The sequence below is a fragment of the Vulgatibacter incomptus genome, assembly GCF_001263175.1.
Taxonomy (GTDB): domain Bacteria; phylum Myxococcota; class Myxococcia; order Myxococcales; family Vulgatibacteraceae; genus Vulgatibacter; species Vulgatibacter incomptus.
Window position 1 is genome coordinate 3,629,857 of the sequence record NZ_CP012332.1, and the last position, 26,734, is coordinate 3,656,590.

General features: G+C 66.4%; 23 protein-coding genes. 16 read left to right on the forward strand and 7 right to left on the reverse strand.

Annotated features, from left to right (window positions below):
• Positions 1–77 precede the first annotated feature (77 nt).
• Positions 78–992 carry a LysR family transcriptional regulator gene (locus AKJ08_RS15200; protein ID WP_050726845.1) on the forward strand — a complete coding sequence of 305 codons (915 nt, stop codon included), beginning with the start codon at positions 78–80 and terminating at the stop codon, positions 990–992.
• Positions 993–1,051: 59 nt separating this feature from the next.
• Here AKJ08_RS15200 and AKJ08_RS15205 read toward each other — a convergent pair whose 3' ends face one another.
• Positions 1,052–2,545: an ATP-binding cassette domain-containing protein gene (locus AKJ08_RS15205; RefSeq protein ID WP_050726846.1), complete on the reverse strand. Its 1,494-nt coding sequence runs from the start codon at positions 2,543–2,545 to the stop codon at positions 1,052–1,054.
• Positions 2,546–2,726: 181 nt separating this feature from the next.
• Positions 2,727–3,284 carry a MarR family transcriptional regulator gene (locus AKJ08_RS15210; protein ID WP_050726847.1) on the reverse strand — a complete coding sequence of 186 codons (558 nt, stop codon included), beginning with the start codon at positions 3,282–3,284 and terminating at the stop codon, positions 2,727–2,729.
• Positions 3,285–3,350: 66 nt separating this feature from the next.
• Between AKJ08_RS15210 and AKJ08_RS15215 the strand changes: the two genes are divergently transcribed.
• The 6 genes from AKJ08_RS15215 to corA all read left to right on the forward strand — a co-directional run bounded on the left by AKJ08_RS15215 (position 3,351) and on the right by corA (position 8,111).
• A complete protein-coding gene (locus AKJ08_RS15215) occupies positions 3,351–3,869 on the forward strand; it encodes a hypothetical protein (protein WP_157370740.1) in 519 nt (172 codons plus the stop codon).
• A gap of 14 nt (positions 3,870–3,883) precedes the next feature.
• The gene (locus AKJ08_RS15220) at positions 3,884–4,090 is read left to right on the forward strand and encodes a hypothetical protein (protein WP_050726849.1); all 207 of its coding nucleotides are present in this window, start codon (positions 3,884–3,886) and stop codon (positions 4,088–4,090) included.
• 2 nt (positions 4,091–4,092) lie between these two features.
• A complete protein-coding gene (locus tag AKJ08_RS15225; protein WP_050726850.1) occupies positions 4,093–4,872 on the forward strand; it encodes an SDR family NAD(P)-dependent oxidoreductase in 780 nt (259 codons plus the stop codon).
• A 116-nt stretch (positions 4,873–4,988) separates the two neighbouring features.
• On the forward strand, positions 4,989–5,783 hold the full coding sequence (locus tag AKJ08_RS15230) for an alpha/beta fold hydrolase (protein ID WP_050726851.1): 795 nt from the start codon (positions 4,989–4,991) through the stop codon (positions 5,781–5,783).
• Between the two features lie 212 nt (positions 5,784–5,995).
• Complete coding sequence (locus tag AKJ08_RS15235) at positions 5,996–6,562, forward strand: YdeI/OmpD-associated family protein (RefSeq protein WP_050726852.1); 567 nt, start codon at positions 5,996–5,998, stop codon at positions 6,560–6,562.
• 460 nt (positions 6,563–7,022) lie between these two features.
• The gene (corA, locus tag AKJ08_RS15240) at positions 7,023–8,111 is read left to right on the forward strand and encodes a magnesium/cobalt transporter CorA (protein WP_169788849.1); all 1,089 of its coding nucleotides are present in this window, start codon (positions 7,023–7,025) and stop codon (positions 8,109–8,111) included.
• Between the two features lie 591 nt (positions 8,112–8,702).
• Here the strand turns inward: corA and AKJ08_RS15245 are convergent.
• The 3 genes from AKJ08_RS15245 to AKJ08_RS15255 all read right to left on the reverse strand — a co-directional run bounded on the left by AKJ08_RS15245 (position 8,703) and on the right by AKJ08_RS15255 (position 14,488).
• Positions 8,703–12,971 (reverse strand): serine hydrolase, encoded by a 4,269-nt coding sequence (locus AKJ08_RS15245; protein ID WP_157370741.1) that lies wholly within the window; start codon positions 12,969–12,971, stop codon positions 8,703–8,705.
• A gap of 302 nt (positions 12,972–13,273) precedes the next feature.
• A complete protein-coding gene (locus tag AKJ08_RS15250; protein ID WP_050726855.1) occupies positions 13,274–13,903 on the reverse strand; it encodes a DNA-3-methyladenine glycosylase I in 630 nt (209 codons plus the stop codon).
• A gap of 129 nt (positions 13,904–14,032) precedes the next feature.
• Positions 14,033–14,488, reverse strand: a complete 456-nt coding sequence (locus AKJ08_RS15255; protein WP_050726856.1) for a VOC family protein — start codon at positions 14,486–14,488, stop codon at positions 14,033–14,035.
• Between the two features lie 395 nt (positions 14,489–14,883).
• Here AKJ08_RS15255 and AKJ08_RS15260 point away from each other — a divergent pair, with 395 nt between their 5' ends.
• Positions 14,884–15,501: a GyrI-like domain-containing protein gene (locus AKJ08_RS15260; protein ID WP_050726857.1), complete on the forward strand. Its 618-nt coding sequence runs from the start codon at positions 14,884–14,886 to the stop codon at positions 15,499–15,501.
• Positions 15,502–15,661: 160 nt separating this feature from the next.
• On the opposite strand, the gene AKJ08_RS15265 is transcribed toward AKJ08_RS15260, so the two are convergent.
• Complete coding sequence (locus AKJ08_RS15265; protein WP_205624738.1) at positions 15,662–17,359, reverse strand: SPFH domain-containing protein; 1,698 nt, start codon at positions 17,357–17,359, stop codon at positions 15,662–15,664.
• On the opposite strand from AKJ08_RS15265, the gene AKJ08_RS19960 reads away from it, so the two are divergent.
• From AKJ08_RS19960 to AKJ08_RS15290, 5 genes are all read left to right on the forward strand, one after another.
• Positions 17,358–18,503, forward strand: coding sequence for a tetratricopeptide repeat protein (locus AKJ08_RS19960; protein WP_050726859.1), 1,146 nt, complete (start codon positions 17,358–17,360; stop codon positions 18,501–18,503). The genes AKJ08_RS15265 and AKJ08_RS19960 overlap by 2 nt on opposite strands.
• Position 18,504: 1 nt before the next feature.
• Positions 18,505–19,299, forward strand: coding sequence for a GNAT family N-acetyltransferase (locus AKJ08_RS15275; protein ID WP_050726860.1), 795 nt, complete (start codon positions 18,505–18,507; stop codon positions 19,297–19,299).
• 49 nt (positions 19,300–19,348) lie between these two features.
• The gene (locus AKJ08_RS15280; RefSeq protein WP_050726861.1) at positions 19,349–20,500 is read left to right on the forward strand and encodes a MalY/PatB family protein; all 1,152 of its coding nucleotides are present in this window, start codon (positions 19,349–19,351) and stop codon (positions 20,498–20,500) included.
• A gap of 117 nt (positions 20,501–20,617) precedes the next feature.
• Complete coding sequence (locus tag AKJ08_RS15285) at positions 20,618–21,265, forward strand: class I SAM-dependent methyltransferase (protein WP_050726862.1); 648 nt, start codon at positions 20,618–20,620, stop codon at positions 21,263–21,265.
• Positions 21,266–21,400: 135 nt separating this feature from the next.
• A complete protein-coding gene (locus tag AKJ08_RS15290; RefSeq protein ID WP_050726863.1) occupies positions 21,401–22,591 on the forward strand; it encodes a Fic family protein in 1,191 nt (396 codons plus the stop codon).
• 52 nt (positions 22,592–22,643) lie between these two features.
• On the opposite strand, the gene AKJ08_RS15295 is transcribed toward AKJ08_RS15290, so the two are convergent.
• Positions 22,644–23,657 (reverse strand): bifunctional helix-turn-helix transcriptional regulator/GNAT family N-acetyltransferase, encoded by a 1,014-nt coding sequence (locus tag AKJ08_RS15295; protein ID WP_205624739.1) that lies wholly within the window; start codon positions 23,655–23,657, stop codon positions 22,644–22,646.
• A 114-nt stretch (positions 23,658–23,771) separates the two neighbouring features.
• Here AKJ08_RS15295 and AKJ08_RS20980 point away from each other — a divergent pair, with 114 nt between their 5' ends.
• The 3 genes from AKJ08_RS20980 to AKJ08_RS20480 all read left to right on the forward strand — a co-directional run bounded on the left by AKJ08_RS20980 (position 23,772) and on the right by AKJ08_RS20480 (position 26,421).
• Entirely contained in the window at positions 23,772–24,185 is a 414-nt protein-coding gene (locus AKJ08_RS20980) for a type IV toxin-antitoxin system AbiEi family antitoxin domain-containing protein (RefSeq protein ID WP_205624740.1), read from the forward strand.
• Positions 24,186–24,628: 443 nt separating this feature from the next.
• Positions 24,629–25,276 (forward strand): AlbA family DNA-binding domain-containing protein, encoded by a 648-nt coding sequence (locus tag AKJ08_RS20475; protein WP_050726865.1) that lies wholly within the window; start codon positions 24,629–24,631, stop codon positions 25,274–25,276.
• 326 nt (positions 25,277–25,602) lie between these two features.
• The gene (locus AKJ08_RS20480; RefSeq protein WP_276202203.1) at positions 25,603–26,421 is read left to right on the forward strand and encodes an ATP-binding protein; all 819 of its coding nucleotides are present in this window, start codon (positions 25,603–25,605) and stop codon (positions 26,419–26,421) included.
• The last annotated feature ends 313 nt before the right edge of the window (positions 26,422–26,734 follow it).

Sequence of the window (26,734 nt, forward strand, 5' to 3'; positions counted from 1 at the left end):
TTCGTTCTCTCATCTGCACTAGTCTTCGACTTGGCAACCGACTGTTGCCATGGCAGCAACAAAACCAGAGGCACGCCATGGACCTCAACGACGTCCTCACCTTCGCCCAGGTCGTACAGTCCGGCAGCTTCACCGCCGCCGCCCGCAAGCTGGGCATCCAGAAATCGGGCGCGAGCCGGCGGGTGGCGGCCCTGGAAGAGAGCCTCGGAACGAGGCTCCTGCAGCGTACCACCCGCGCGCTACGGCTCACGGACGAGGGCCGCGTCTTCTACGACCACTGCTTGCGGGCGCTCGCCGAGCTGGAGGATGGGAAGCTGGCGCTCGGCGGGATGGTGGCCAACCCGCGCGGCGTGCTCCGGGTTACCGCCCCGCTCTCCTTCGGGTTCGTCGGCCCGATCGTCGCGGAGTTCCTCCAGCGCTGGCCCGAGATGGAGGTCGAGCTGGTCTGTACCGACCGCGTGGTCGATCTCGTCGAGGAGGGATTCGACGTCGCGATCCGCGCGGGAACGCTTCCCGATTCGTCCCTCATCGCCAGGCGAATCGGCTCACTGCCCCGCTTCCTGGTCGCGAGCCCGTCCTACCTGCGGCGGAGGCGGCCGCCGCGCCAGCCGGCCGATCTCGCCACGCACGACTGTGTGTCGTTCGGAACGCGGCGGTCCCCCTGGCTCCTGCAATCGGAAGGAGAATCGATCGAGGTCTCCGTCTCCTCACGTCTTTTGGTCAACGACTTCGATCTCCTGCGCCAAGCGGTCGTCGCTGGCCTCGGCATCGGCCTCCTCCCGGAACCCGACTGCGTGCTCCCCCTCACCGAAGGCCGGCTGAAACAGCTCCTCCCGGCGTGGACCAGCGTCGACACGCCGATTCACGCGGTCTATCCGAGCTTGCGACACCTATCGTCCAAGACGAAGGTCTTCGTCGATCACCTCCAAGCTCGGATGGGCCAGCCGCTCGAGCGATCCATCAACCGGACGCAGGATCCCGCGTCCGGTTGAGGCGGAAAGAAGCGGCGCCCGCCCGTAACCTTCACGTTGGCGTGAGCGCGAAGAAGCGCTCAGAAGACCGTGCCGTGTTCCACGCGCAGCGACCGCGTCGTGACGTGAGCAGCGAAGGTGTCGTCGTGGGTGACCAGCACGACGGCGCCTGGATACCCCTCGAGCGCCGCCTCCAAGCGCTCGACGCTCGGCAGGTCCATGTGGTTCGTTGGCTCGTCCATCACCAACGCCCAGACCTGCCCAGCGAGTGCCTCAGCGAGCACCAGTTTCCTCGCTTCTCCCGGCGAGAGGTGAGCGGCCTGGGCTCGGAGCACGCGCTCGGGCTCACTGCCCAGCGCGGCGAAGATCGACAGGACGCGACCGCGCTCTTCGGGTTTGAGCCCGTGAAGGCGCGCCAGGGCTTCGGCCTTCGCTGCGTCCGAGAGCTCTTGGGGCAGGTACAGCATGCGCTCGCGTCGGGCGTAGGACGCGACCAGCGCTTCGAGCAGGGTGGTCTTCCCCGCTCCGTTGGGCCCCTCGATGCGCACGCGGTCCTCGCGACCGATCGTGATGCGAACATCGTAGAGCACGGGATGTTCGCCACGCAGCACGACGTCCTCGCCCACGTGGAAGAGGATTGGGCTCGGGGCACGTTCGAAGGTCGCGAAGATCTTCCCTCCGAGCGTCGGATCTCGCTCCACGGTGGGGACGTCCCGCTGGGCGCGATCCAGCTCCGTGCGAGCGGCCGACGCGACACGCCCCGCTTTCGACGCAGCCCACTGTGCCTTCGTGGTCGCGAGGATTCCGCGAGCGTCGCTGTCGTGCCGATTCTTCATGCGCGCTCGCGTACTCGCGCCCTTCGACGCGGCGGCCTGCGTCCGACGTGCCGCGTCGAGTTGGGCCTCCGCAGCGCGCACCCGATCCTGCGCAGCCGCGTGCGCCGCGTATTGCTCGGCTTGCGCCTGCTCCCAGAGCGCCTTGGCGTCGGAGAAGCGCCCTGGCCACAGCGTCACGGTGTTGCGGTGGATGCGGAGCGTTGCGGTGGTGAGCGCGTCGAGGACGGCGCGGTCGTGGGAGACGACTACGCCCAGCCCCGTGAATCGCCGCAGGGCTCCAAGCAATCGCTTTCGCGCGTCGACGTCGAGATGGTTGGTCGGCTCGTCGAGGAGCAGAACGTCGGGTTCGCGGGCGAGCGCGGCGCCGATCTGCCATCGCTTCCGCTCGCCGGGCGAGAGCGTCGCCCAGCGATCGAGCTCGCCGGGGTCGAGCGAAAGGCGTCCCCGCAGCTCGGCCGCGACGCCGTCATCCCGTGCAGCGAGGGCGTCGATGTCTTCATCTCGGCCCTCCACTTCTTGCCGGCAGTACGCGACGACGGCGTTCTTCGGTGTGAGGACGACGGTGCCTTCGTGTGGGGCCCGCTGGCCAGCGAGGATAGAGAGCAGCGTGGTCTTGCCAGCGCCGTTGGCGCCGACGAGCCCATAGAAGCCGCCGTCGAGCGTGAGGGAAACTGATTCGAAGATGGGAGCAGACGCCGCCCAAGCGACGCTGACTCCGTGCAATCGAAGCACGGACATGAATCACTCCAAAACCCAGGCGCACAGCTACCGTGCGCGGTTCGTTCGAGAGGACGACGTTCGTCCTCGAAGCGGATGGGGATCGGGTGACTCAGGCCATAATAGCGCTGGCCGGACCAGCGCGCGCCGTATGTAACACGCGCTCTACTGGATTGCAGCCCGTTCTCGGGGCCAGGCGGCCTCATCGTCGAGGTGCTCCGCGAGGCCGCGGTCCCTTCGGTCCCGTACGGGGAGCGGCGCTGCCCATCTTGCGAAACCCGGGGTGGACGCCGGGCGTGAGCCCTTGTTCGTCCGCGATGCGCGAGAGAAGATCGGCGAGTGTCCGGCGCTCGTCGTCGCTCAGAGCGGCGCAGAGCGCAACCTGGTGGGCTCGCGCGACCCGTCCGATTGCCTCGAGCGACTCCTGCCCCTTGTCGGTGACGAAGAGCCGATAGGTGCGCCGATCGTCCGGGTCGTCGCGGCGCTCGAGCAGACCGCGCTCATCGAGCTCGTCGAGGAGGATCACGAGGCGGCTCGGGAGGATGCCGAGCATCGTGCCAAGCGCCCTCTGGCTGATGCCCGGCGCTCCTGAGAGGGCGCGGAGAATCCCAGCGTGCGGCGGCGAAAGGCCCAATGCGGCCAGGCGCTCTGCGAACATCGACGCAGCGTGAGCGCCGACCTGTGCAACGAGGAAAGCGGCGCCACTACCCCCGCGTGGGGGGCCGGCGCTCGGACCAGAGCTCTTCACCCCAAAGATCATAGCGCGACCAAACGATGTGATCTACGATTCGTTCATCGCATGAACGATTCTATAGGAGCACTACTGATGACCGAGCCGCATCCGAAATCCCTGCCGGACGCGCGTCACCGCGGACCACCGCTCGCTGCGGTTGCAGGCATTCATGTCGTTCTCTTCGTCGCAAGCCTCGTCGTGGCCACGGCGCTGGCGGGCGGCGCTCATTTCCCATCGCCGTTTCAACCGCCGTTGCTCTCGAAGGCCTATTTCGCCGAGCAGGCGCAGGCGGTCGGCGTTGGCGCCTTCCTGCAGTTCGGCGCCGCCGTGCCGCTCGGGATCTTCACCGGGAGCATCGTCAGCAGGCTTCGCTTTCTGGGCGTGGAGGTGGCGGGCGTGTTCATCGCGCTCTTCGGAGGATTTGCCGCCGCCCTTCTGCTCGCGTCGTCGGCGCTCGTTCAGTGGGTGCTTTCGCAGCCCGCGGCTTCCGTGAACGACGACGTCGTGCGAGCACTCCACTTGCTCGCGTTCGCGCTCGGGGGCCGGGCTACGTGGTGCCGATGGGGCTTCTCCTCGCCGGCATCGCGATCACCGGCGGGCTTCACCGGCTAATCCCGAAGTGGCTCATGTGGTCTGGCATCGCGCTCGCGGCGATCGCCGAGCTCTCGACGCTCAGCCTGGTGCTCCCCGTCTTCGCGTACCTGCTCCCGCTCGCGCGCTTTCCGAGCTTCGCCTGGTTGATCGTCGCCGCGTTGCTCCTTCCGAGTACGCGAAAGCGCTCAATCTCACGGCCTGCGGCGGCAAGCGCGGCACTCGAAATCTACGGAGGTTGACGATGACTCTTTCTATCAGCGGGTCTCGGAATGGCGTCCTCGCGAACAAGGTGGCCCTCGTCCTCGGAGCGAGCCGCGGCATCGGAGCCGCCACGGCGCGAGCGCTTGGCCGCGCGGGTGCCGACGTGGTCGTGGCAGCACGTGATGCCGTCGCGCTCGAGGCGGTTGCGTCGAGCATCCGAGAGGAGGGCGCTAGAGCCATGGCCATCCCGACGGACATCCTCGACGACACTCAGGTTGCCCGCGTCGTCGCGCGGACGGTCGAAGCCTTCGGTGGACTCGACGTCGCCTTCAACAACGCTGGCTCGGGTCATCTACCCGCCCCGTTGGCCGACCTCACCGTGCAAGACTTCGACGACGCCATCGGGATCAACCTGCGCGGCATCCTCGTCGCGATGAAGTTCGAGCTCGGCGCAATGCTCGCTCGCGGCGGCGGGTCGATCGTCAACATGTCCTCGACCGCCGGTCTTCAGGGCGTCCGAGGCATGAGCGCCTACTCCGCCACCAAACACGCGATCATCGGAGCGACGAAGAGCGCGGCGCTCGACTATGCCGCGAAGAACATTCGACTGAACGTCGTCGCGCCTGGGCCCATTCTGACGGATCGACTGCGCGCCTTGCCGGTCGAGCGCCGTGCCCCTATCGAACGCGCCGTACCCATGGGTCGTGTCGGCCTCGTCGAAGAAGTCGCGAGCACGGTCGTCTACCTCGCTTCCGACGCCGCCGCCTTCGTGACCGGCGCGGTGCTCCCGGTCGACGGCGGTCGCGCCGCCGGCGCTTGAGGGGTGGAGGGTGACGTCCGTCGCGGCATAGCGTGCGCTGACGAAGAACTAGCCAGCCGCAACGGGCGCGCCTCACCAACAAGGAACGGAGTAGAGTCCCTCGCAGAAGGAGTTACATGACGACCTGGAGCAGCGCCGTCTGCAAAGCGAGCGGTATCGACATCCACTACCTCCGAACCGGAGGCGCCAAGCCTCCTGTCGTCATGCTTCACGGCTTGATGGGTAGCGGCGCCTGCTGGACTCCCGTGGCGCGCGCACTCGAGGGTGAGTTCGATGTCGTCATGCCCGATGCCAGAGGACACGGCGATTCGAGCGCGCCGAATCTGGGTTATCGATACGGCGATCTCGCGAGCGACGTCGTGGACCTGATCCGCGGGCTGGAGCTCTCGTATCCGGTCCTAGTCGGCCACTCCATGGGCGGCATGACCGCTGCCGTTGCGGCGAGTCGGGGAGAGGGGCAGCTCCGCGCCCTCGTCCTGGTCGACCCGACGTTCTTGAGCCCCGAGCGCCAACGCGAGGTCCATGCGAGCGACGTCGCCGAACAACACCGCCAAGCCCTCGGATTCCAGAAGTCTGAGCTCGTCGCGCAGGCGCGGGCCCGGAGCCCGCGGCGTTCGCCCGAGCTCATCGAGCTCCAAGCCGAGGCCAGACTAAAAACCTGCCTGAGCGCCTTCGACGTGCTCACGCCGCCAAACCCCGACTATCGCGAGGTAGTGCGCGCGATCGACGTCCCGACCCTGCTCGTCATCGGCGACAGCCCCGTCGTCACGCTCGAGATGGCAACGGAGCTGTGCGGCATCAACCCATGCGTACGCATCGAGCAGGTGCGAGACGCCGGCCACGGCCTTCCGTTCGATCAGCCCGAGCGCCTCGGTGAGCTGCTCGCGTCGTTCTTGGCTGACCTGACGTAGGCACTGTCCCCGTCTTCGCTCTATGGGATGCTCAAGGACAGATTCGGAGTGACTTGGGTGCTCGACGTCACTATCCCCTACAAGGACTCCTGAACCGCAAAGCTCCTTCAACAGGAGGCAGACATGCCGCGCCCGCTCGCGTACAGCCTGATCAGCGCCCCTTCGTCTTTCTCACGAGCATCGTCACTCATCCTCGTGAAAGTGCGGCAGCGATGACGGACGGTGCACTCACGTTTGCGTCGCCCCGCGAGTTGGAGACGTGGCTCGAGGCGAACCACGACAAGGAGCGCGAGCTCTGGGTGCGCATCTTCAAGAAAGACACGGGAACGCCGTCGGTGACTTGGCAGGACTGCGTCGTCGCCTGCCTCGCGTGGGGATGGATCGACGGTGCGAAGCGGTCGCTCGACGAGATATCGTTCCTACAGCGAATCACGCCGCGTCGTTCGAAGTCGAGCTGGTCAAAGAAGAACTGGGAGCACGCCGAGCGCCTCATCGCCGAGGGCCGAATGCAGCCCTCAGGCTTGGTCCACGTCGAGGCTGCCCGCGCCGATGGGCGCTGGGAGCAGGCCTACGCGGGCTCGGCCGAGATCGAGCTACCCGACGACTTCCTTCGCGCGCTCGACGAGAGCCCCGCCGCCAAGAAGTTCTTCGCGACGCTCAAGCGCCAGGAGGTCTACAGCATTTACCATCGCCTCCAGACCGCGAAGCGCCCCGAGACGCGCGCGAAGCGAATGGCGGCGATCCTCGCGACGCTGGCCGAGGGGCAGTCCCTTCCCTGACGATCGAAGAGTGAGGAACGTCGCGCTCCGGCAACAACGAGCAAATCGACCGTAAGACTTACACAGCGAGTGCGCGCACCGGAGCGCGAGCTCCGCGGGACACCGTGGGTTGTGAAAGCTGCGGGCGCTCGGCCAGCTCGCCCGCCGTGAGCGGGCCGTGCAGGCGGATCCTCAGCAGCAGCGACACTCTTCGTGACGAGTCGTCTCTCGCGGGAGACGTGCGAGCGCGCGGCTCCGGGACCAAAGGTTCCAGGGGCCGTCGTCCTACTGCGCGAGTCGAGGGCGCGAAACGGAGAACGCCGGCCTGGTTAGAATGGAGAGAATGCGACCCGGACCAACGAAGAACGACAAGCGATCCCTCCCGCCCGGCGGCACCCCTGACCTCCAGGACGCCACTTCGGATCCTCGCGGCAAGGCCAGGAGCGCGCGCTCCGACAGGCCCAAACGTCGGAGGCGCAGGGTGCGCCTGCCAGGCCCGACCTTCCCCGGGTCCCCCGCTGGGATCGAGAGCACGCCGCTCGTCGACGTACCCCCTGAGCCAGGTGCCGTCTCGATCAGCTGCGTCGACTATGGGCCCGACCGCGCGAGCGCCTTCGACGTTCCGGACCTGGAGGCCTTCCTCTCGCGGCCCAGGCCCGAGTGGTCGGCGGTGCGGTGGGTGAACGTGGCTGGCCTCCATCCCCAGGTCATCAACCGATTTCGCCAAGCCTACGGCTTCCACACGCTCGCGGCCGAGGACGCACTGAAGGTCCCGCAACGCCCCAGGGTCGAGCCATATCCCGACTTTCAGTTCATCGTCGCCAGCATGTTCCGGCAGGTGGACGGCAAGTTCACCTCGGGTCAGGTCAGCGTCTTCTTCTATGGGAACATGCTCCTCACCTTCCAGGAGGAACCGGACGGCGCCGAGGCGTGGTCGACGATCCGGCAGCGTATCCAAGCATCAGGCTCCACCCTGCGACAGGGTGACGCCGGCTTTCTCCTCTATTCGATCCTCGACGCCCTGATCGATCACATCTTCCCGGTGGTCGAGCACTACGGTGACCTCTTGGAGACGCTGGAGGATCGGATCATCGAAGAGCCAACCACCGCACTCTCGGGGGAGCTCCACTCCGTCAGGCGAAAGCTGCTGGAGCTTCGGCGGATGATCTGGCCGATTCGGTTGATGATCCACGACCTGCAATCCAGCGATTCCCCGAACCTCTCGTCGACGGTGCGCACCTATCTTCGGGATGTGCACGAGCACTCGGTCCAGCTGATCGACGTGATCGAGACCTACCGTGACATGGCCTCCGGCATGATCGAGCTCTACCTGTCCGCAGTCTCGTACCGGATGAACGAAGTGATGAAGGTCCTCACAATCATCGCCACGATCTTCATCCCGATCACCTTCCTCGCGGGCGTGTTTGGCATGAACTTCAAGGTGATGCCCGAGCTGAACTGGGAGTGGGGCTACGCGCTCTTCTGGCTGATCTGCATCGTCACCGTCGTCGGGCTGATCCGGTTTTTCCGCCGCAAGGGCTGGATCGGGGAGGGCCAGGTGTCGAAGTAGCTGCGCTCGACACGACCGGGGAGCAGCTCCATACGATCGGTCCCTCCACATCCGTCGGCGCTCGAGCTCGGCGTCGCTCGGCCGGCATCACGGCGGTATTCTGGCGGCGTGTCCTGCGATCGCTGGTGGCACCAGCGGACGACAAGACCGTCTTCCTCGAACCGCGAGTGCCGCAGATCGTCGGCACCCGCTTGCTTGCCGGGAGCCCCGATGCAGCTCGGACTCGACCTCGCGCACCCCGGGACCACCGAAGATCAGCTCTCTTGCAGTGGCTTTGGATCGACGGCCGTCTTACGACTCGATGGATCGCTGGATTTCCATATGATGTTCGCCGCTAGGTCCACGAACGCGCCGCCCTGCTCGCTTCTTCGGCTGGGAGAGGAGCGAACGAAGGAGAGCTGCTTTTTCGTGGATGAAGTGCGCGCGGAGGCTCGCCGGTTCCCCTTGCCAGGGAGATTGCCGCCTGCTCGCTCCTCGGGGCGCCTGCGCACGCGCTGGCAGTAGGTCCGATGAGGGAGTTCCTGCGTGGGTAAGGGCCGAAGTGGGCTTGATCCGCCCTCGTGGACCTCCTGTGGGAGGGTGCGGTGAGTGTCACGGGTGCCGTGCAACCACCGCGGAGTCGAGCAGCACGAAGAGATCGGAGAGATCCTGTCGAGCCTGCGCGGGCGCCGAGCCGAACACGACGGCGACGTAGCGGAGGAGTTTTCCGCCGACCGTACGTTCGATGATCGCGCAGTCGTGACTGAAGCTGTCGTCGCCGAAGCCGATCTTCGAGGCGAGCGTGTCCGGCGCTCGCCCCACAGCGGTGAGGGCGGTTCGTGCGTAACTGCCGATGCCACCACCCATCTGATTCATGAGCGCACGCATCTCGGTCGACGAGGAGCTACTCAGGAGCTTCCCATTCGCCATCGCGGTAAGAAGTCGCGACACCTGCAACGCGTTGCCGACGAAGTTGCTCTTGCTGCGCCCTTGCGCCGTGGCCCACCGAGGTGTGAGGGCGATCCCCGCTGCGTTCGAGGCCTTCTCCGCTGCGTTCCTTACCCAGTCGTGACCGTCGTAGTCTCCGGAGATCCACAGGCCTTTGCTCGTCGCCGCATCGAAGTATCCGGACCGGGCGAGCACTCCGTTGAGATAGAAGTAGCCAAGCGCGAGGATGCAATTGCTCGCTGCTTGATTGTTCGACCAGCGCATCATCGTGCGCATCCATTCGTGGAACAGGCCGGTCGGAGCTCCGTTCTCGCCGACGGCATCGATGCTCGCGTCGGAGACCATGGGTGAGGTGATTGAGAAGTCGACCACTCCCGTCGGAGAGACCGTGAAGATCCGGTCGAATTTGGGAACGGTCACGTCCTGGTTGTTCCCAAAGCTCGTCGTCGACTTCGTGGGGAACATCGCCTTGAGCTTCGGTCGCCACGCGTTCTCGATGACCCCGAAGATCGCGGGCGCCGCGAAGGGCTCACCGTTCGCCTTCGCCGCATCGACGAACGCCTGCACTCGTTCTCGCAGCGCGAACGCCGCGTACATCACGCAGAGTTTCATGAGACTGCCGACGAAGACCATCTCCTCCTCGTGAAGGCCGGCGAACGCCGCGCTCGCCGGAGCGCCTGTGACGTCGGCCAGTCCCGCGCAGAGATGGTTCGCCGTGCTGACGGTGACAGGCGCGAACGCCGTGGTCATCGAAGGGTCGTTGCGCACGAGATTGACGACCCCAGGGGGAGGGAACGGATCGATCGCGTCGGCCCACGCCGGAACGGGGACCGGTGCCGCGCCGCCGCCCATCGCGGCGCCACCACCACCACCACCTCCTCCCCCGCCATCGGCCGCGCCGCCCTTGAGGGCCGTCTTGACCAGGTCGCCCGCGGGCATGCCGAGCGGACCGTAGAGGGCCTTGTTGAACGCCGCGGCGCCGTCACCCCCAATCGCGCCCGCTATCGGCGCCGACGTCCCCGCCCCGCTCTCCCCGCCTCCGCTCCCGCCGCCGCCGCCGCCGATCGGAACGCTGCCGTCGGCCCCCGCGGCAGCGCTCGCCGCAGCCGCGTCGCGTTTTTCGCCGTGTGCGACCCGCGCGGCTTCCGCAGTGACGCTCTGATTGGCGCCCCCGCTCGACGGCGCACCGAGCGCCGCCTTCACGATGTCCGCCGCGATCTGACCCATCGCTACCGACTTCTGCATCTCGGCGCGCATGTTCGAGCTCGCGACCTCGGCGGCCGCAGTCGCAGCGTCGATCGTGCCCTGCGCCACTTGACCCGCGAGATTCTGCGTGCCGGCCAAGCCGCTCATGTCGCGGAACATGTTTCCGTTCGACACGGCCGTGAGCACCGCTCCGAGCCCGGCCGGATCGGGCAACGACGTCGGCGTGACGATGTTGAGCACGGGCTGACCGAGCTGTCCCGGTCGGAGGTCCTCCGAGGTGGCGCGCGAGCCGGTCGAGACCGGCGCGATCTCTGGCAGTGTGAGCGGGATCGGAGAGTCCTGCCAGTTCCAGAAGCGCGTGTACTCGAGCTTCTCGGCGCTGTTGGATCGACCCAGCACCGCCTCGGCGAACACTCCATTCGTGGGAATGGGGATGACGCGCGAATCCGGCTCGACTCCAAAGTCGAAGCCTCGGTTCTTCAACAGGTCGCTCCACGTCGCCTGGCGCCCGTCTTCCGTCACCCCCGAAGGCTCATCGGGATCGACGGGGGCGCGCAGGACGAGGAAGTTGCCGGCCACAGTGAGCACCTTGGGCTCGACCTGATCGATCACGGGGCGACCGTTCCAAGTGAATTCGCTGAGCAGGAGCACGAGCGTCGCACTGTCGAGGGACCGGGCGATGGCCTGCGCATAATGCGCGTTGTTGGCCTGCAGATGGGCCAAGAGCTCGCGTCTACGATCAGCCTGGTCGGTGCGGAACTTCGCGACCTGAGTGACGGCCGTGCCGAGCTCCACTGGCACGGAGGGCAGCGTGAAACGGCGGCCGAGATAGGCGCACAACAAGGTCATCTGGCCCGATCCCTGACTCCCTTCGCTACGCGACGCGTAGATCCCATCGAGCTCACCCATGCGCACGCCCGCTGGGAGATCGACGCGGCCATTCACGACCGTGAGATCGACGTCCGCGGCAGCCGAGTCGACGCGATCGAGGCGCAGATTGGTCACCGTGACGCCCTCGAAGCTGATCGCGAGGAGCTCGGTTTCATCCGGCACGAACAACGAGTCGGAGCCGGGTCGCACGATAGGGCGCGCGACGAAGCGCGAAGCGCTGGCGAGCTCGGCTCGGTCCCAGGCACGCACACGAATCCCTACAGTTTCGGGCGGGACCTCGGTAGCCGTGGCAGGCGCGACCGTCGCCGCGGCCGTCGGCTCGCTCTTCGCGATCATGCTTGCACGAAGAACGGCACTCATCTTCACCAGATCGGGACGTCCAGAGGGCACGACGATGCGCGAGCTCGTTGCGCTGATTTCGACGGCAGACGTGTCGTCGAGCAAGAGCTCGAGCGCGCGGCGGTTCAGCGCCGCGCGCCCGAGAGCACCGCGGAAGCGCTCGACGTATTGCGCACCCAAGGGGCCGGCGAAGTCGAGGCGCTCCATCGGAATGAAGAGACAGCGCTCGGCTCGATGCAAGCGCGTCGCCACCCGATACACCTGAACGATCTCGTAGTATTGAATCGTCAGCGCGTGCATGTGGTTGTAGTTCGCCACGATGCGGGTGCTGACCTGCTCGTGTTCGCTCTGTGAGACCTCGCGCACCGCGGTCGCGCGGCGATTGCGGACCGACGTGCTGTGCTGCTCCGTGCGGTCGTTGATGTTCTGCTGCATGGAAGCCGCCACCGAGCGATTGCCCACCGACCACGAGGAGGAGCTCGCCGTCGTGTCCGTCGTGGCCCCCTGCAACGACCCCGAGGCGTCCCCGCTCGCCCAGAGACTGGTCAGAAAGCCCGTTCCGACGGAAGCTTGCGCGCTGTAGCTCGTGGAATCCGCATGGGAGGAGGAGGTCGATCCGCCTTCTTGCATTTCGCTCGCTACAGCGTCCTGGACTTCGCTGAGCGCACGCGTGTGAAGCGCCGCGGAGGCGAGCTCCTCGGTCTCGCTGATGGTTTCCGACGATGTCGCGCTCGTTCGACGAGCCCAGTCGACGATCGCGATGCGGGTCGCCTCTCCTGGAGCGAGGGCGAGCGAATGCAGGAGGTGACCGAACGTGATTCCCTGCGCGTACCACGACTGTGAGTACGTCATCAGCGCGCCGATGGCGGGCTTCGTGAAGCCGTTCCGATCGGCGAGCACCGCGTCGAGCGAGACGCCACCGTCGAGTGGCCTCGTTCCCTGCCCCGTCGTCTCGTTCATCTGCAGCATGACGAGTGTCGTGTAGTAGACGCGCTCCGTCGGAAACTCGCCAAAGGTCGGGCGCAGCTTCTCGGTCAGGATCGCGTCCCGGTCGTCCATGCTGCCGCCAATTGAGCCGCTCACGAGTCGCTTGGCGAATAGATAGGGAGGCCACTGCGCGAAGTCGCGAAGGGTCGTGACGTTCAACGCCTGGCTGATCGCCGCGGCTTGAGCCGGGTCGAGCATGCGGAGCGCAGCGAGAGGCAGCGTGCCCATCGCCTCCACCGACTCGATCGCGATCGCATCGTCCAACAGGTCGCCGGGCGCCATTCCGTACTGGGCGGCAGCCCCCATCTCGTCCTTCGCGAACGCGGCGACGCGCGCGGCGGCGAAGAGCCGCGAGCAGCCGAGATCGAAGATCGTCTTGATGCCGAGAGGTGCCAAAGCCGTGGCGGCATCCGGCGACACGGAAAGCAGTTCGGTGAAAGGCTGTTTGAGCAACTCGGACGCATCGAGATGCGCGCTCGTCGAGCGCACGAATTCGCCAGTACCGTTCATCGCCATCCCCCGGGCGAGTCTACCGATTCGCCGCGCATGCCAGTCAGATCGAGCTTGGCAGCGCCGCCGCATCGTACCCACGGCACGCGTCGCTCACCAAGCGACCGGCGCGTCGTGACGAGCGGGCTCGTCGAGAGCACGACGCTCGACGCTCGAGGGTGTTGGGAACGGTACAATGGCAGACGCACCCGGAACGTCGAGCTCGGACCGCCGGGTCTCGATCCGGCTGACGTCGGGGAGATCGTCCACAAGCCGATTCAGGCGGCGCTCGAGATCGAGCGCATCTTCCTCTCTGCGCGCGACTACTTCGAGCTCGGAGTACGAGGCGTGGGCCGCTCGAACGCCTCTCGCGCTCGCTCGACTTGGGGCCAGATCACGCACTCCGGGATGTGGTCGTTGAGAAGCCCCATCGCCTGCATGAAGGCGTAGACGGTCGTCGGGCCCACGAACTTCCACCCGAGCTTCTTCAGCGCATCGGAGAGCGCGTTCGACTCCTGCGAGGTCGACTGGGTCTGCGCGTGCTCTGGGCGATGTGACGTTGGCTCGTACGCCCAGACGAAGGCTGCCAACGAGCCTTCCTTCTTCACGAGCTCCTTGGCCTTCTGCGCGTTGTTGATGACGGCTTCGATCTTGCCACGATGTCGAACGATGCCTTCGTCGCCGAGGAGCCGCTCGACGTCGCGCTCGGTGAACCGAGCGATTCGATCGAAGTCGAAGCCGTGAAACGCGCGTCGAAAAGCTTCGCGCTTTGAGAGGATCGTCCGCCAGCTCAACCCAGACTGAAAGCCCTCGAGGCTCAGCTTCTCGAAGAGCCGGCGATCGTCTGCAACGGGGAATCCCCACTCGTGGTCGTGGTACTCGAGGAACTCCGGGGCGGCCGCGCTCCATCGGCAACGCGCCAATCCGTCGGGGCCGATGAAGGTGCTGGTCATGCAGCCCCCACGAGGAAGTACAGGTAGCGTTCGGGCAACTCGAGGTGCGGGCCTCGTCGCCAAGCTCTCCCGCTGCACCGCTCGCCTTCCTCGCGATGCTCCACCGCCTCTCGCCACTCGAGCTTTCGGTTAGCCATACTGGAAGCCGGGTTTGCTCTGCCCGATTTCTATGATGTAACCGTCGGGATCGCGGATGTAGCATCGCGTCTCGCCGTACTTCTCTATTGGTTCTGTAAGAAACGTCGCTCCCCTACTCCGCCAGAGTCTATAGCACGCATGAATATCTGCGACGCGGATATTCATGAAGCTACTGACCTCATCAGGGTCGGGAGGGGGTCGGAGCGTCACGGTCGGCTTGTCGGGTGTTGGACCGCCCCCGACGTTGAGAATAAGCCAAGTGTTTGCGATCTTGATGTACGGCGGCGCGCCTTCCTTGTCGCCTCTGCTCACGACTTTGCCGCCGAACACCTTTTCGTAGAACTGAACGGATCGATCGAGGTCGGACACGGTGAGAAAGTGCGTGACGGTGAACCCCTCGTGCGGCGGCATCTGAAAGCTCGACTGCTCGACTCGTACTTCATCCATTTCTGGCTCCAATCCATCCACGACGCGAGCTTGACGTTTGACGGCCATGCGGGGTCAGTGGAATTGCCGAGTCATCAATCTATCCATCTGCACGCAGCCGCCAGCTTGCTTCAAAGTATTCATGGGGCAATTTTCGCGCACCACTTGACCATCATGCGGCCCTGCTCGCTCTTTCGGCTGGGAGCAAAGCGAACGACGGAGGGTGCTTTTGAGTGGATGAAGTGCGCGCGGAGGATCGGCGGTTTCCGTAGGCCAGGGTGGTTGTCGCCTGCTCGCTCCACGGGGGGCCTGCGAACGCGCGGCAACCTCCGCGGGATCGCAAGGCCGTCGTAGTGGACGCCAGGCGACACGTGGTATCGGGCTACGTGCGCTCCTCAAATGCCCGCGAGGAAACGATGACGAAGCTCGACTACAAGAAGACGCTCAAAGACCTGTACGCGCCGCCATCCAAGAATGTGGTTCGGGTCGTCGTGCCTCCGCTCCGGTACCTGATGATCGACGGCCACGGAGACCCGAACACGGCTCCCGCCTACCAGCGCGCCGTCGAGTGCCTGTACAGCGTCTCGTACACGATCAAGTTCGCCGTCAAGCGTGGATCGGAAGGCACCGACTACGGCGTCATGCCGCTCGAGGGGCTCTGGTGGGCCGACGACATGGCGTCGTTCTCAGTCGAGAGGAAGGCCGACTGGAAGTGGACGATGATGATCTTGCAGCCCGACCTGGTCGACCGAGAGACGGTCGAGACCGCTATCGGGGACGTTCGGCGCAAGAAGCCGCTCGCCGATCTCGACCTGCTGCGCTTCGAGACGTTCGACGAAGGCGTGTGCGCACAGACTATGCACCTCGGGCCGTTCTCCGAGGAAGGCCCGACGATCGCACGCGTGCACGAGTACATTGCCGCGAACGGCAGCTTGCGGGGCAAGCACCACGAGATCTACCTGTCCGACATCCGAAAAGCCGACCCGAGCCGCTGGAAAACGGTGATTCGTCAACCCATGAAGGAATCACGGTAGCGCGCACGCGCTCATACGACCGCGAGCGTCCTGGTGCGGCAGAGGGGAGGAGGATGTCTCCATCTGCTGGATACACCCCCACCAGAGAGTACGGACTCCCACGGTCCGTCGAACTCTCCCACCTGCGACTACCGTTCGACCCGCTTCACCATCCCCTGGCTCAGTCACGTACCTCGGGGAGGACGCTGTTGACTGCCGCCCGACCCTTGTCCGTCGCGGTGACCGTCTCGAGGAGCTGGACGATGTTCGAGCCGAGCTTGGCGCCGAAGGTGTCCATCAGCGACCGGGCCCCGCTCTGCACATCGGAACCGTTGGCGACGATGGTCATCTTCGCTGCGGACATCGCCTGGGCCAGCGCGATGCCCACGGCTTGGTCGGCCTTCACCTGCTCGATGGTCACCAGGTACTTCTGGTAGCCCTCGTCCTTGCCGATCTTCTCGGCCAAGGTGATCTGCGCGGTGACTGGCGCCATCAGCATCTTTTCCTGGGCCTCGGCGTTTGCCTTGCCCTTGGCCGCGATGCCTTCCGCTTCCCTCATCGTCGCCGCCAGCGCGCCCTCCGCCTTGGCCGCGATTCCTTCCGCTTCCCTCATCGTCGCCGCCAGCTCGCCCTCCGCCTTGAGCTCGACGACCTTGCGCGCTGCCTCCGCGTCGACCACCTGCATCTCAGCGGCCCTCCGCGCGGCGATGATGGCGGTCTCCTTCTGGATCTCGGCCTTCTTAACCTCCTGGACCTTCATGACCTCCATCTCCCGCTCGGCGGTGGTCTTGGCGGAGGCCTGGACCTCCTGCTTGGCCTTCTCCCGCTCGATACCGACGATGCGCTCCTGCTCCGCGGTACGGATGCCGATCTGCTGCTTCTTCTCCTGCTGACGAAGCTCGATCTCCCGGGAAGCCTCGATCTCGGCTGCTTCCGCGGCCCGGTTGTTCTCCGCCACCGCTACACGGGACTCCTTGTCGATACGGGATTTGTCCTTCTCCATGATCTTGGAGATGACCTCGGAGCCCCTCGCATCCCGGATGTCCATGAACTCGATGGTCTTCACGGTCGTCACGCCCCACTCCCTGAGCTGAGAATCCACCTCTCCGGTGAACGCTTGCCCAAGGGATCCGCGGGCTTCCATGATCTCCTCGAGGGTGTGGGTTGCCAGGATGCGTCGCACGGAACCCTGAAGGATGGCCTTCAACTGATTGGCGAGCTCCTGGTAATGGTCGATCCGCGTAGCTGCCATCGACGAATCGCTGATGCGGAAGAACGACGTTACGTCCACCACGAAGGGCAGACGGCGGGAATCGTACGCCTCGTAGTCCGTGAGGCTGACGCTGAAGTTGGCTTCAGGCAGGCGGCTGACGACGACACCGATGATCGGGAGCCAACTCGGCCAGGCGTAGTAGACGTTGCCAGACTTGCTGCTGCGGCCGTAGGAGACGGCTCCCGCCTTCGACTGGACGATGTGCACCATGTTGGTGGGTACCACCGTACGCAGCTTGAGGATGGTGATGGTGAGGACCGCGAAGGCGAACAGAGGGACTACGATCACACCAACCGCAACAACTGGAAACATACCGTCTTCTCCGACGTGAATTTCAACTTCATGTACTTGTTCTACCCGTGGATCGAACGGCCTTCGTCGAGATCCGCCCGCACCGTAGGTCGGATCGCCAACGCCCTCGGTTGCTTCGGGGCCATGGCCGATCTGACCACTATTCAACCATGGAGATCCATACGCCGGGGAAACTTCTCCATCACTGAGCGTCCTATCGGCCGGACGGGGACGCTCAAGCCCGCGAGAAGCCTCATCTCGGCACGCGGCGAAACGGCTTGCCCCGCTGGGGCGCTCGGGCAAGGCTGGTGACATGGCGCACGCCGCCCCTCCGAAGACGCGCCGTTGGGTGCCCCTGCTCGCCGTGGCGTCGCTGGCCATCCTCGCGACGACCGTCTTCGCCGTTGGTTTGAACCCCTCCACCACGGAGCACCTCTCGGTCATGGGCGATGACGATGCAGTCCAGGTGCACATCGGCGAGCAGAATCGACGAGGCACCACCAAGGCTGACCACATCCCCGCGTACCGCGCGCGGTTCGACCGCGACCCGACGCCCGAGAACGGCTTCCTCCTTGCCCGCCTCCTCCCGGCAGCGGAGTCGGAGGCTCTGGTCCTCCGCCTCCTCGCCGATCACCCCTACAACCCGTGGTTGCTCCGCCTGGGCGCAAGGCACCACCTGCGCGCGAGGCGCTGGAGCGAGGCGGTGCGCGCCTACGAGAGGCTCGTCCAGGTCTCGCCCGCCGACATCGTCAAATCGTTCGAGCTGCGCGCCACCGCTCTCGCGGGCGCAGGCCGTGCGGAGGAAGCTCTGTGGCTTGCGGACCGGCTTCCTCTCGGTGGCGCTCACTTGAGGGTGGCGCTCACCTACGCCCGACTGGTCAAGCTCGTCGGCGCCGGGGACCCGAGCGGCTACGTAAAGCGTGTGTCCCAAAGCGAAACGCTGCCGCCTGGCTTCCTCGCGAGCTTCGAGACCCTCACCGGAGGCGACGCCCTAGCCGAGATCACCGCCATCGCAGGGGCGCCCGAGCGCAAGGCCCGTATGGTCGAGCGCGAGGCGCTGCGCAAGCCGTGGTCGGCTCTCGCGCTCCTCGCGCAGGCGCCCGAGGGGACCGCCGGCGAGCTCGACCTGGACGTCGCGGTCCTCCTCCTCGGCGCCGCTGAGGGCGCGAAGCTTTCCCGCGTACGCGACCAGCTGGTCTCCGCGCTCGAGGAACACGGCCCGCCGTTCCTCGACTACATCCGCACCGGAAGAGAAAACTCCGCCACCGACGAGCTTCCGCCCGCGGGCCTCGCCGCCATCCACGTTGCCCGCGCGTTGACATTGGATGGGAGCGAGCGCGACGCCCTGCTCTCACTCGCGAGGCAGGAAGACCCGCTCCGCGGCGTGCCCAGTCTCGCGGCGGAGGAGCTCGAGGGAAAGGCTCCCAGGAGCACCCCTTCCAGCAGCAAAGGGAGCTGACGTGCCGTTCACGCTCGCTGAGGCGGTAGAGGAAGTCGAGAATGCGACCGTCGCCGCCATCTGGCGCCAGCCCGATACGGTCATCGTCGAGCGTCCGGGTTGGTACCAGTTCACGACGGCGTCCTCGCGGCTGTACTGGATGAACGGCGTCGCACGCTCCGTCCTGAGCTCCGAGGAGGCAGCGGAGGTCGTCGGAAGGACGGTCGCCGCGTATCGTTCCGCGGAACTTGGATTCCGGTGGACGCTTGGCCCCGGCGCCGCACCCGCCCATCTCGCCGAGCTGCTCGAGCGAGAGGGCATGCGGTTGATGTTCGTCGCGAGGGGCATGGTCGCCGACGTGCCGACTCTCGAGGTGAACGCTGGTCCCGGCGTGATCGTGGAGCGCGCGACGTTGGCCAACGTCGACGATTACGTCCGCGCAAGCGCCGCTGGATGGGGAAACACGACCGAGGCGGCACGCGAGATCCGCGCGAACATGATCCGGAGTCTCCGGGATCCGTCGAATCGAACGCTCTACTACATCGCCCGTGTCGACGGCGTGCCGGCAGGTTCCGGTGGCTTGCTCCCACTCGCCAGCTCCGGCTACCTGCTCGGGAGCAGCGTCGACCCGGAATACCGCGGCCGCGGCGTCTACCGCGCGCTCGTCGCGGCACGCGTGGCGACCCTGCGGGAGATGGGGCTCCCGCTCGTGACCATCCTGGCGAGCTCCGAGACGTCGGCTCCGATCTGTTCGAGGCTCGGCTTCGAGACCGTGTGCGAAGCTCGGATCTACGCCTGGGAGCCGAGCCAGGACTGACTCGCGACCTCGAGGCCGATCGGCCAGCGATCGAGAGTACGCTAGCGCCGTGAGCGAACATCCTTTCGATCTCGTGACCGAAGCCGACCTCCGTAGGCGACAGAGCGCGAAGTGGCGCGTGTACCCTTCGGATGTCCTCCCCGCGTGGGTGGCGGAGATGGACTATCCGATCGCTGGGCCGATCCAGCGGGCCCTCGGCGAGGCGCTGGCGAACGACGACGCCGGCTATGCCGATCCTCGCGGCCTCGGCGATTCGTTCGCACCGTGGGCGCGCTCGACGTGGGGCTGGGACGTCGCTCCAGGAGACGTCAGGGTCGCGCCGGACGTGGTCACTGCGATGGCGGAGATCCTCGGCGTCGCGACGAGACCTGGCGACGGCGTCGTCGTCGACCCGCCGGTGTACGCGCCATTCGCAGAGACCATCCGGCGCTTGCACCGGCGCGTCATCGAGACTCCGCTCGCGCGGGTCGAGGGCGGCTATCGCCTCGACCTCGACGCGATCGAACATGCCTATGCCGACGGAGCGCGCGCGCACCTACTCTGCTCGCCGCACAACCCGGTCGGCCTCGTGCACGAGCGCGAGACGCTGGCGGCGGTCGCCGAGCTCGCTGCGCGCCACGGGGTCCTCGTCGTGAGCGACGAGATCCATGCGCCGATGACCTACGGCCCAGCGAGGCACATCCCTTTCCCGAGCATCTCCGAGGATGCCGCGCGTACCTCGGTGGTGCTCTCCTCCGCGTCCAAGACCTGGAACATCGCCGGCCTCAAGTCGTCGGTGATGGTCGCGTGCCATGACGACACCCGCCGCCTGCTCGCGAAGCTGCCGGCGGAGCTGGCGTACCACGCGGGTCACCTGGGCGTGCTCGGGGCCCGCGCCGCGTTCGAGGACGGTGCAGACTGGCTCGCGGAGACGATGCGGATCCTGGATCGGAACCGTCGTCTTGTCGCCGATCTGTTGCGCGCGCACCTTCCGCGAGCGCGCTACGTCGAGCCCCAGGCGGGCTACCTCGCCTGGATCGACTGCACCGGTCTCGGCCTCGGGCCCGATCCGGCGAAGGTCTTCCTCGAGCGGGGTCGCGTCGCTCTTTCTTCAGGCCTCTCCTTCGGTGCCGGGGGCGAGGGCTTCGTTCGCGTCAACTTCGCGACGACGCGCACGTTGCTCGAGGAGGCCATCCGGCGGATGGCCGTCGCCTTGGCCTGAACTCGTCAGCCGGCGACCGCGTCCTTCTCGGACGTCGGAGTGATTACACTGGCGGGCGTCGACGACGGCACGCACGGCTGATCGGCCATCGGCGATCTCCTACGAGGAGCACGGCACGTGCACGATCGTCCCGGTACCCGCCTCTTTGCACGAATTCCAGCGCTCGAGCGGCTCGAGGCACGCCTCCTGGCCCACGGCCATGCGCCCTATGAGCGGGCGGTGGAGCCCTGGAAGCAGGAGCTGTTCGGCCAGCTCTCCGGCGACGTCCTCGAGATCGGCGCGGGAGCCGGCGCCAACCTGGAGCTCCTGCCCGCCGCGATCCGCTACTCCGCCCTTGAGCCCAACGCCTTCTCCCGCGAGCTCCTCACGCGCAAGGCGGCCGAGCTGGGGCGCGCTGCGACCGTGGTCGGGGGAAACGCGGAGCGCCTCCCGTTCGCCGACGAATCCTTCGACGCGGTCATCTGCTCGCTGGTCCTCTGCACCATCCACCACGTCCCCCGCGCCCTCGCCGAGGTGAGGCGGGTTTTGCGCCCGGAGGGTCGCTTCGTCTTCGTCGAGCACGTGATCGCGCCGCAGCGCAGATGGCTCCGGGCCGTGCAGCACGCGGTGAAGCCGCTCTGGTACGTGGTTGGAAACGGATGCCGGCCGGACCGCGACACCGCTGCCGCCATCGCCGCCGCCGGCTTCTCCCGGACCGAGCTGCAGCACGTGCGGATGCCGGTGCCGGTGGTCGGGCCCCACCTCGTGGGCTACGCGATCCGTTGATCGCCCGATGGGCGAGGCCGGTAGCTTGACCAGCGGCGGGCTCTAGTAAAGAATTCGTGACTAGCCGACCGAGTTAGTCACGTGGCCGTTACTAGCGACGCGGCTGGTCAAACAGACGTCACGAGCGAGGCCGAGATGCCGAAGCGAGCCACCGGGCGATACGAGCGGACCACGGTCGGCGGAGAGGAGGTCGCGGCGTTCATCCCGCTCGCGCTTCCACCCGCAGACCCACCGCTCGCGATCGGCTCGGCGTTGGCGGATCGCCTGCGCGCTGCCGAGCAGGCGCTCGTCCGACTCGAGCTCGCGGGTGAGATGGTGCCGTCCCTCGACTGGTTCATCTACGCGTTCGTCCGCAAGGAGGCAGTCGTCTCGTCGCAGATCGAGGGCACCCAGGCCACTCTCGTCGACCTGCTCGCGTTCGAGGCGCAGGCGAGCACGGACCAGGCAGCCCCGCCGAACGCAGATGTGGAGGAGATCTGCAACTACCTCGACGCCCTCACGTACGCGCGCGAACAGCTCGCCGATCCGACCGGCCTTCCGCTCTCGATGCGTCTCTTGAACGGAGCTCATGATCGGCTCATGCGTGGCGTGCGCGGCGCCGAGAAGCAGCCCGGCGACGTCCGCCGAAGCCAGAACTGGATCGGCGGCAGCCGCCCCGGAAACGCCGCCTACGTCCCGCCGCCGCCCCACGTACTTGGCGAGGTCCTGAGCGCGTTCGAGAACTACCTCCACACCGAAGACACGCTGCACCCGCTCGTGCGCGCGGGCCTGCTCCATGTGCAATTCGAGACCATTCACCCGTACCTCGATGGCAACGGCCGGATCGGGCGCCTGCTCGTCACCCTGCTGCTCGAGCACTGGAAGTTTTTGACGAAGCCACTGCTCTACCTGAGCCTGTTCTTCAAGCGGCACCGCGACGAGTACTACCGGCGGCTGAACGCGGTCCGCGTCGAAGGCGATTGGGAGGGCTGGCTGGCCTTCTTCCTCGACGGTGTCGCGACGATCGCCGACGAGGCCGTCGCCTCCGCACGTGAGCTCTTCGCGTTGATTGCCGACGATCGCGCCCGCGTGCTCGCGCTCGATGGAGTGTCGATCGGCGCGCTGCGCCTCTTCGAACTGCTTCCGCGCCACCCGATCGTGAGCGTCGCCTCCGTTACGAAGTTCGTCGAGACGAGCAAGCCGACGGCGATCCGCGCGATCGAATTCCTCGTCGCCACCGGAGTGCTCGTCGAGTCGACGGGCAAGAAACGAGACCGCTCCTTTGCCTACCGCGCCTACCTGGATCGGCTCAAGGTCGGCACGGAGTTAGCGCGCCCCTCGCGGTAGGAGCGCCGATCGCGTTCCCCCAGCGTCCGCCTCATCCACGCGTCGAGCCGTTTCAGCGTGACGTGCTCGGCCGGTACGACATCGCCACGTCGCACCGCTCGTAGCGCGCCCCGAACTGGCGCATGATCTCGGCGTCGTGCACGAAGCCGACCTTCTCGTAGAGATGGATGGCCGCCGCGCACTTCTCGTTGGTCAGCAGATAGACCTTGGCGAAACCCAGGCTGGAGGCCCGCTCCAGGGTCTTGGCGAGCAGGAACTCGCCGATCTTCAGGCCCCGGGCGCTCTTCAGGACGCCCATCTTGGTCAGCTCGACCCAGCCGTCCTTGGACACCATCAGGGCGCAGGTCCCGACCACGCCCAGCTCCGGCGTCTCGGCGAATAGGACCATCCCGCCCTTGTCGAGGATCAGCTCGCGCGGCTTCGACAGGAGCGCGATGTCGTTCTCCTCGAGGGCGAACATGTCCTCGATCCACTCCGCGTTGATCCGATAAAACGCGTCGGCCAGGTCGTCGGAGAAGTCGCGCGCCCACATCGTGGGCGGACCGGCGGCCTCGATCCGGCTCAGCAGCGAGGCCTCGGCAAGCCGCGCCTCCACCCTGGCCAGGCTCTGCATGAAGTCACCCGATAGCCCCTCGATCAGCGAGGCGGCGGCGGGCTCGATGCGCGGCAATAGCTGCGTCTGGATGCGGGCCACCAGGGCCTCGCCGCTCTCCGTCAGCGCCAGGCGTTTCGAGCGCTGATCGCCCGGCGAGGGCCGCGCTTCGACGAAGTCCTTGAGTGTCCCGAGAGCGCGGGACACCGTGGGCTGGGCAAGCTGCAGGCGCTCGGCCAGCTCGCCCACCGTGATCGGGCCGTGCAGGCGGATCGTCATCAGCAGCGACATCTGGGCCGGCTGGACCGGAAGGTCCAGCGATCGGGCCACATCGGCGGCGTCGGCCTGCATCCGCTCGGCCAGGCGCTTGAGCCTGCTGCCCAGGAAGCCCACGCCAAGCCCTGCCAGAAGATCGACTTCCATGCCCGCCTCCAATCCATAGCGCGCTATATAACTGAGGGGGAGCAACTGCAAGAGGGCCGAGCATCTGAACTGCGCGCCTCACCCACAGGTGGGCAAGGCCTCGGGCGGCGGGCGGTGGAGACAAACCGTCTTCAATTCAAAACATGTTGCAGGCAACATGTCCCCGTGCGTGCCAGAGCCTTCGAGCGCGAAGTTGAGCTGTTCCGCCAGCATGGCGGCAGCCTCCGCATGTCCGAAGCACTGCGCCTCGGCATCAACCCGAAGACGCTCTACGCCATGAGAGACGCGAGCGTCATCGAGCCCGTCGCCCGAGGGCAGTACCGGCTCGCGTCCCTCGAACCGCTCGCGCGTCCCGACCTGGTCACCGTCGCGGCGCGCGTTCCAAAAACCATGCGCGCGCGACGAAGCGGCCGCTTCAGGAGCTGCCTAACCGAAGCTAGGCCGGACGGGCCCGCGGCGGCTCTATTGGGCAACTGGCCACGCCATCGGAGAGGGCCAATAGAAAACCGTTGCAACTTTACGACCTTGCGCGCGCGTTCGCAGCTCCCCATCGGCCATCGCCGCGTCCGTGGCCATTAGAGCCCTTGCGCCGGGAACCTACCTCTCCTCTAACCTCTGCCGAATCAACTTGGACGCCCGAGCGGTGATCGCGGGCGCCTTTCGCTGTTCTTGACCCGCGCCACCGTCTCCGAAAGGTTCAACGGAGCTCGGAATCCAAAAAACGAATCACTCACGGCGTTAGGCGACAGTTGGATTTGGCCGGTCGATTACCGCGAGGTTCAACGGCGAGAGCCTCGTTCAGGTTCTCGCCGGGGCGCTCGCGTAGGCGCGTCCTCGGTTACGTCCCACTGTGCACGAGAGGTGCACGCCCCGGCAATCGGGTTCGCTTGTGGCCTGGTGGATCGGCCTTCCCCTGTGATGACTTCACGTGGCATGTGTAGAGGGCCGATGCCCTTCGACCAACCCACCGACGCGATGCCCCTTCAAGGCTCCGCGCACCCGCGTGCTGTGGAGGATTCGCCATGAACCGCGAGGAGTGGGAGATCCTTCGCGAGGGGTGGGCCTTCGAGGCGAAGCTCGCGCAGGGCCGTGATGGTCGCGGCGAGTTGCCGGCGTCGTTCTGGGAGACCTACAGCGCGTTCGCGAATACCGACGGCGGCGTCATCGTGCTCGGCGCTGCCGAGCGCAACGACGGCTCGCTCGAGGTGCGCGGCATCGCCGACCTCGACAAGGTCGAGCGCGAGCTGTGGAACAACCTTCAAAATCCGCAGAAGGTGAGCGCCAACCTGCTCACTTCGTCGAGCGTTACGCGCGAGGAGTTGGACGGGCATCAGCTCCTCGTCGTTCGAGTCCCGAAGACCACGCGCACCGCGCGTCCCGTGCACCTGAACGGATCGCTTGAGCGATCGTACCAGCGCGTTCACGAGGGTGATCGCCGCATGCGACCCGAAGTGGCGCGTCGCAGGTCGCCGACTCGATCGTCGATCGAGACTCGACCGTCGTCGAGCACTTCACAGAAGCTGACTTCGATCGTGAAAGCGTGCGTCGCTACCGCAGCCTCTTCGCGTCGAAGCGCCCCGAGCACCCGTTCGTCACCGAGGACGACACCGGCTTTCTCCGGCAGATCGGGGCGCTCAAGGCGGTACGCGGTCGGACCGATTTGGGCCTGACGCTCGGCGGGCTGCTGGTACTCGGCCGCGAACTTTCTATCCGCGAACGCTTTCCGCATTGGCACCTCAGCTACCGCGAGCTGCCGGCCGAGGTGGGCACGGATCTGCGGTGGGTAGATCGCGTCTCGTCGGACGGCTCGTGGACCGCCAACCTCTTCGAGTTCTACACGCGCGCGGTGCTCAAGCTCTACGAGGGGCTCAAGGTTCCCTTCGCGCTCGAGGGCGGGCAGTTCCGCGTCGACGAGACGCCTGCACACAAGGCGGTGCGCGAGGCATTGGTCAACACGCTGATTCACGCCGACTACGAAGGGCGCTCGGGCATCCGAGTGTTGCGCGATCCCGCTGGCTTCGAGTTCATCAACCCGGGCCTCCTGCTCGTGACGCCCGACCAGGTTTGGAAGGGCGGCGTGAGCGAGCCACGCAACCCGCTCGTGCAACGCCTTTTCGGCTTCTTGCAGCTCGGCGAGCGCGAGGGCTCGGGTGGCCCTGCGATCCTGCGCGCGTGGTCGGAGCAGCACTGGCGCACGCCAGAGCTCGTCGAGGACGTCGAGAACTCCGAGCTTCACCTGAAGCTGCGGCTCGTGAGTCTCCTTCCGGAGGCGTCGATCGACGCCGTGCGCGCTGCGGTAGGAGCCGCCTTCGAGGCGCAGGATGAACTCGGCCGGGTCGCGCTCGTCACCGCTCACGCCGAGAACGGCGTGATGCACGCGCGCATCGCCGGGCTCACGACGGCGCATCCGCGCGACATCACGATCAAGCTCCAGGAACTGGTCCGCAAGGGGCTACTCGTCGCCAGCGGGCCTGCCCGGACGAGGCGCTACGCCCTCCCGGTAGGCACCGTGGAAAGCTCCGAGGAAAGTTCGCAGGGCTCCGAGGAAACCTCCGAGGAAAGCTCGGCAGGCACCGAGGAAACCCGTGGCTGGAGGGCCATGTCCGACCAGCTCGACGCGGTAGTGGTGTTCTGCACCCCAGCTTGGAGGACGCTCCCCGAGATCGCCACTGAGCTCGGCCGTCAGCCTAGCACCGTCCGCACGATGTACTTGAGGCCGCTGCTCGGACGCGGCGCGCTGGTCCGCAAGTACCCTGACAACCCGCGTCACCCGCATCAGGCCTACCGAGCTGCGAACGCGAATGAGCCGACGTGACGGCCGCACCTCCAGGACCGCGCTTGCCGCGTCTCGTGATTGGATGCCGACGGAGGCGACCAAGCGGTTGCTCGGGAGAACTGCGGCGGCGCTCGTGGTGAAGATGACCGCGTCCGCGTGCCCGATTTCGATCGCTCTTCGCTGGGCGCGATCCTCGACGGCTGGCTGAGCGGCCCGCCTAGTCGAGCCGCTGATCCCGCGGACGGGAGATCTTTGAGGACCTAGAACATCAACCTCGAAGCCTACATGGGCGACGCTCTCCGCGTCCTCGAAGGATCGGTACCTCGAGCTTGCTCCGAAATACTGGCGCGAC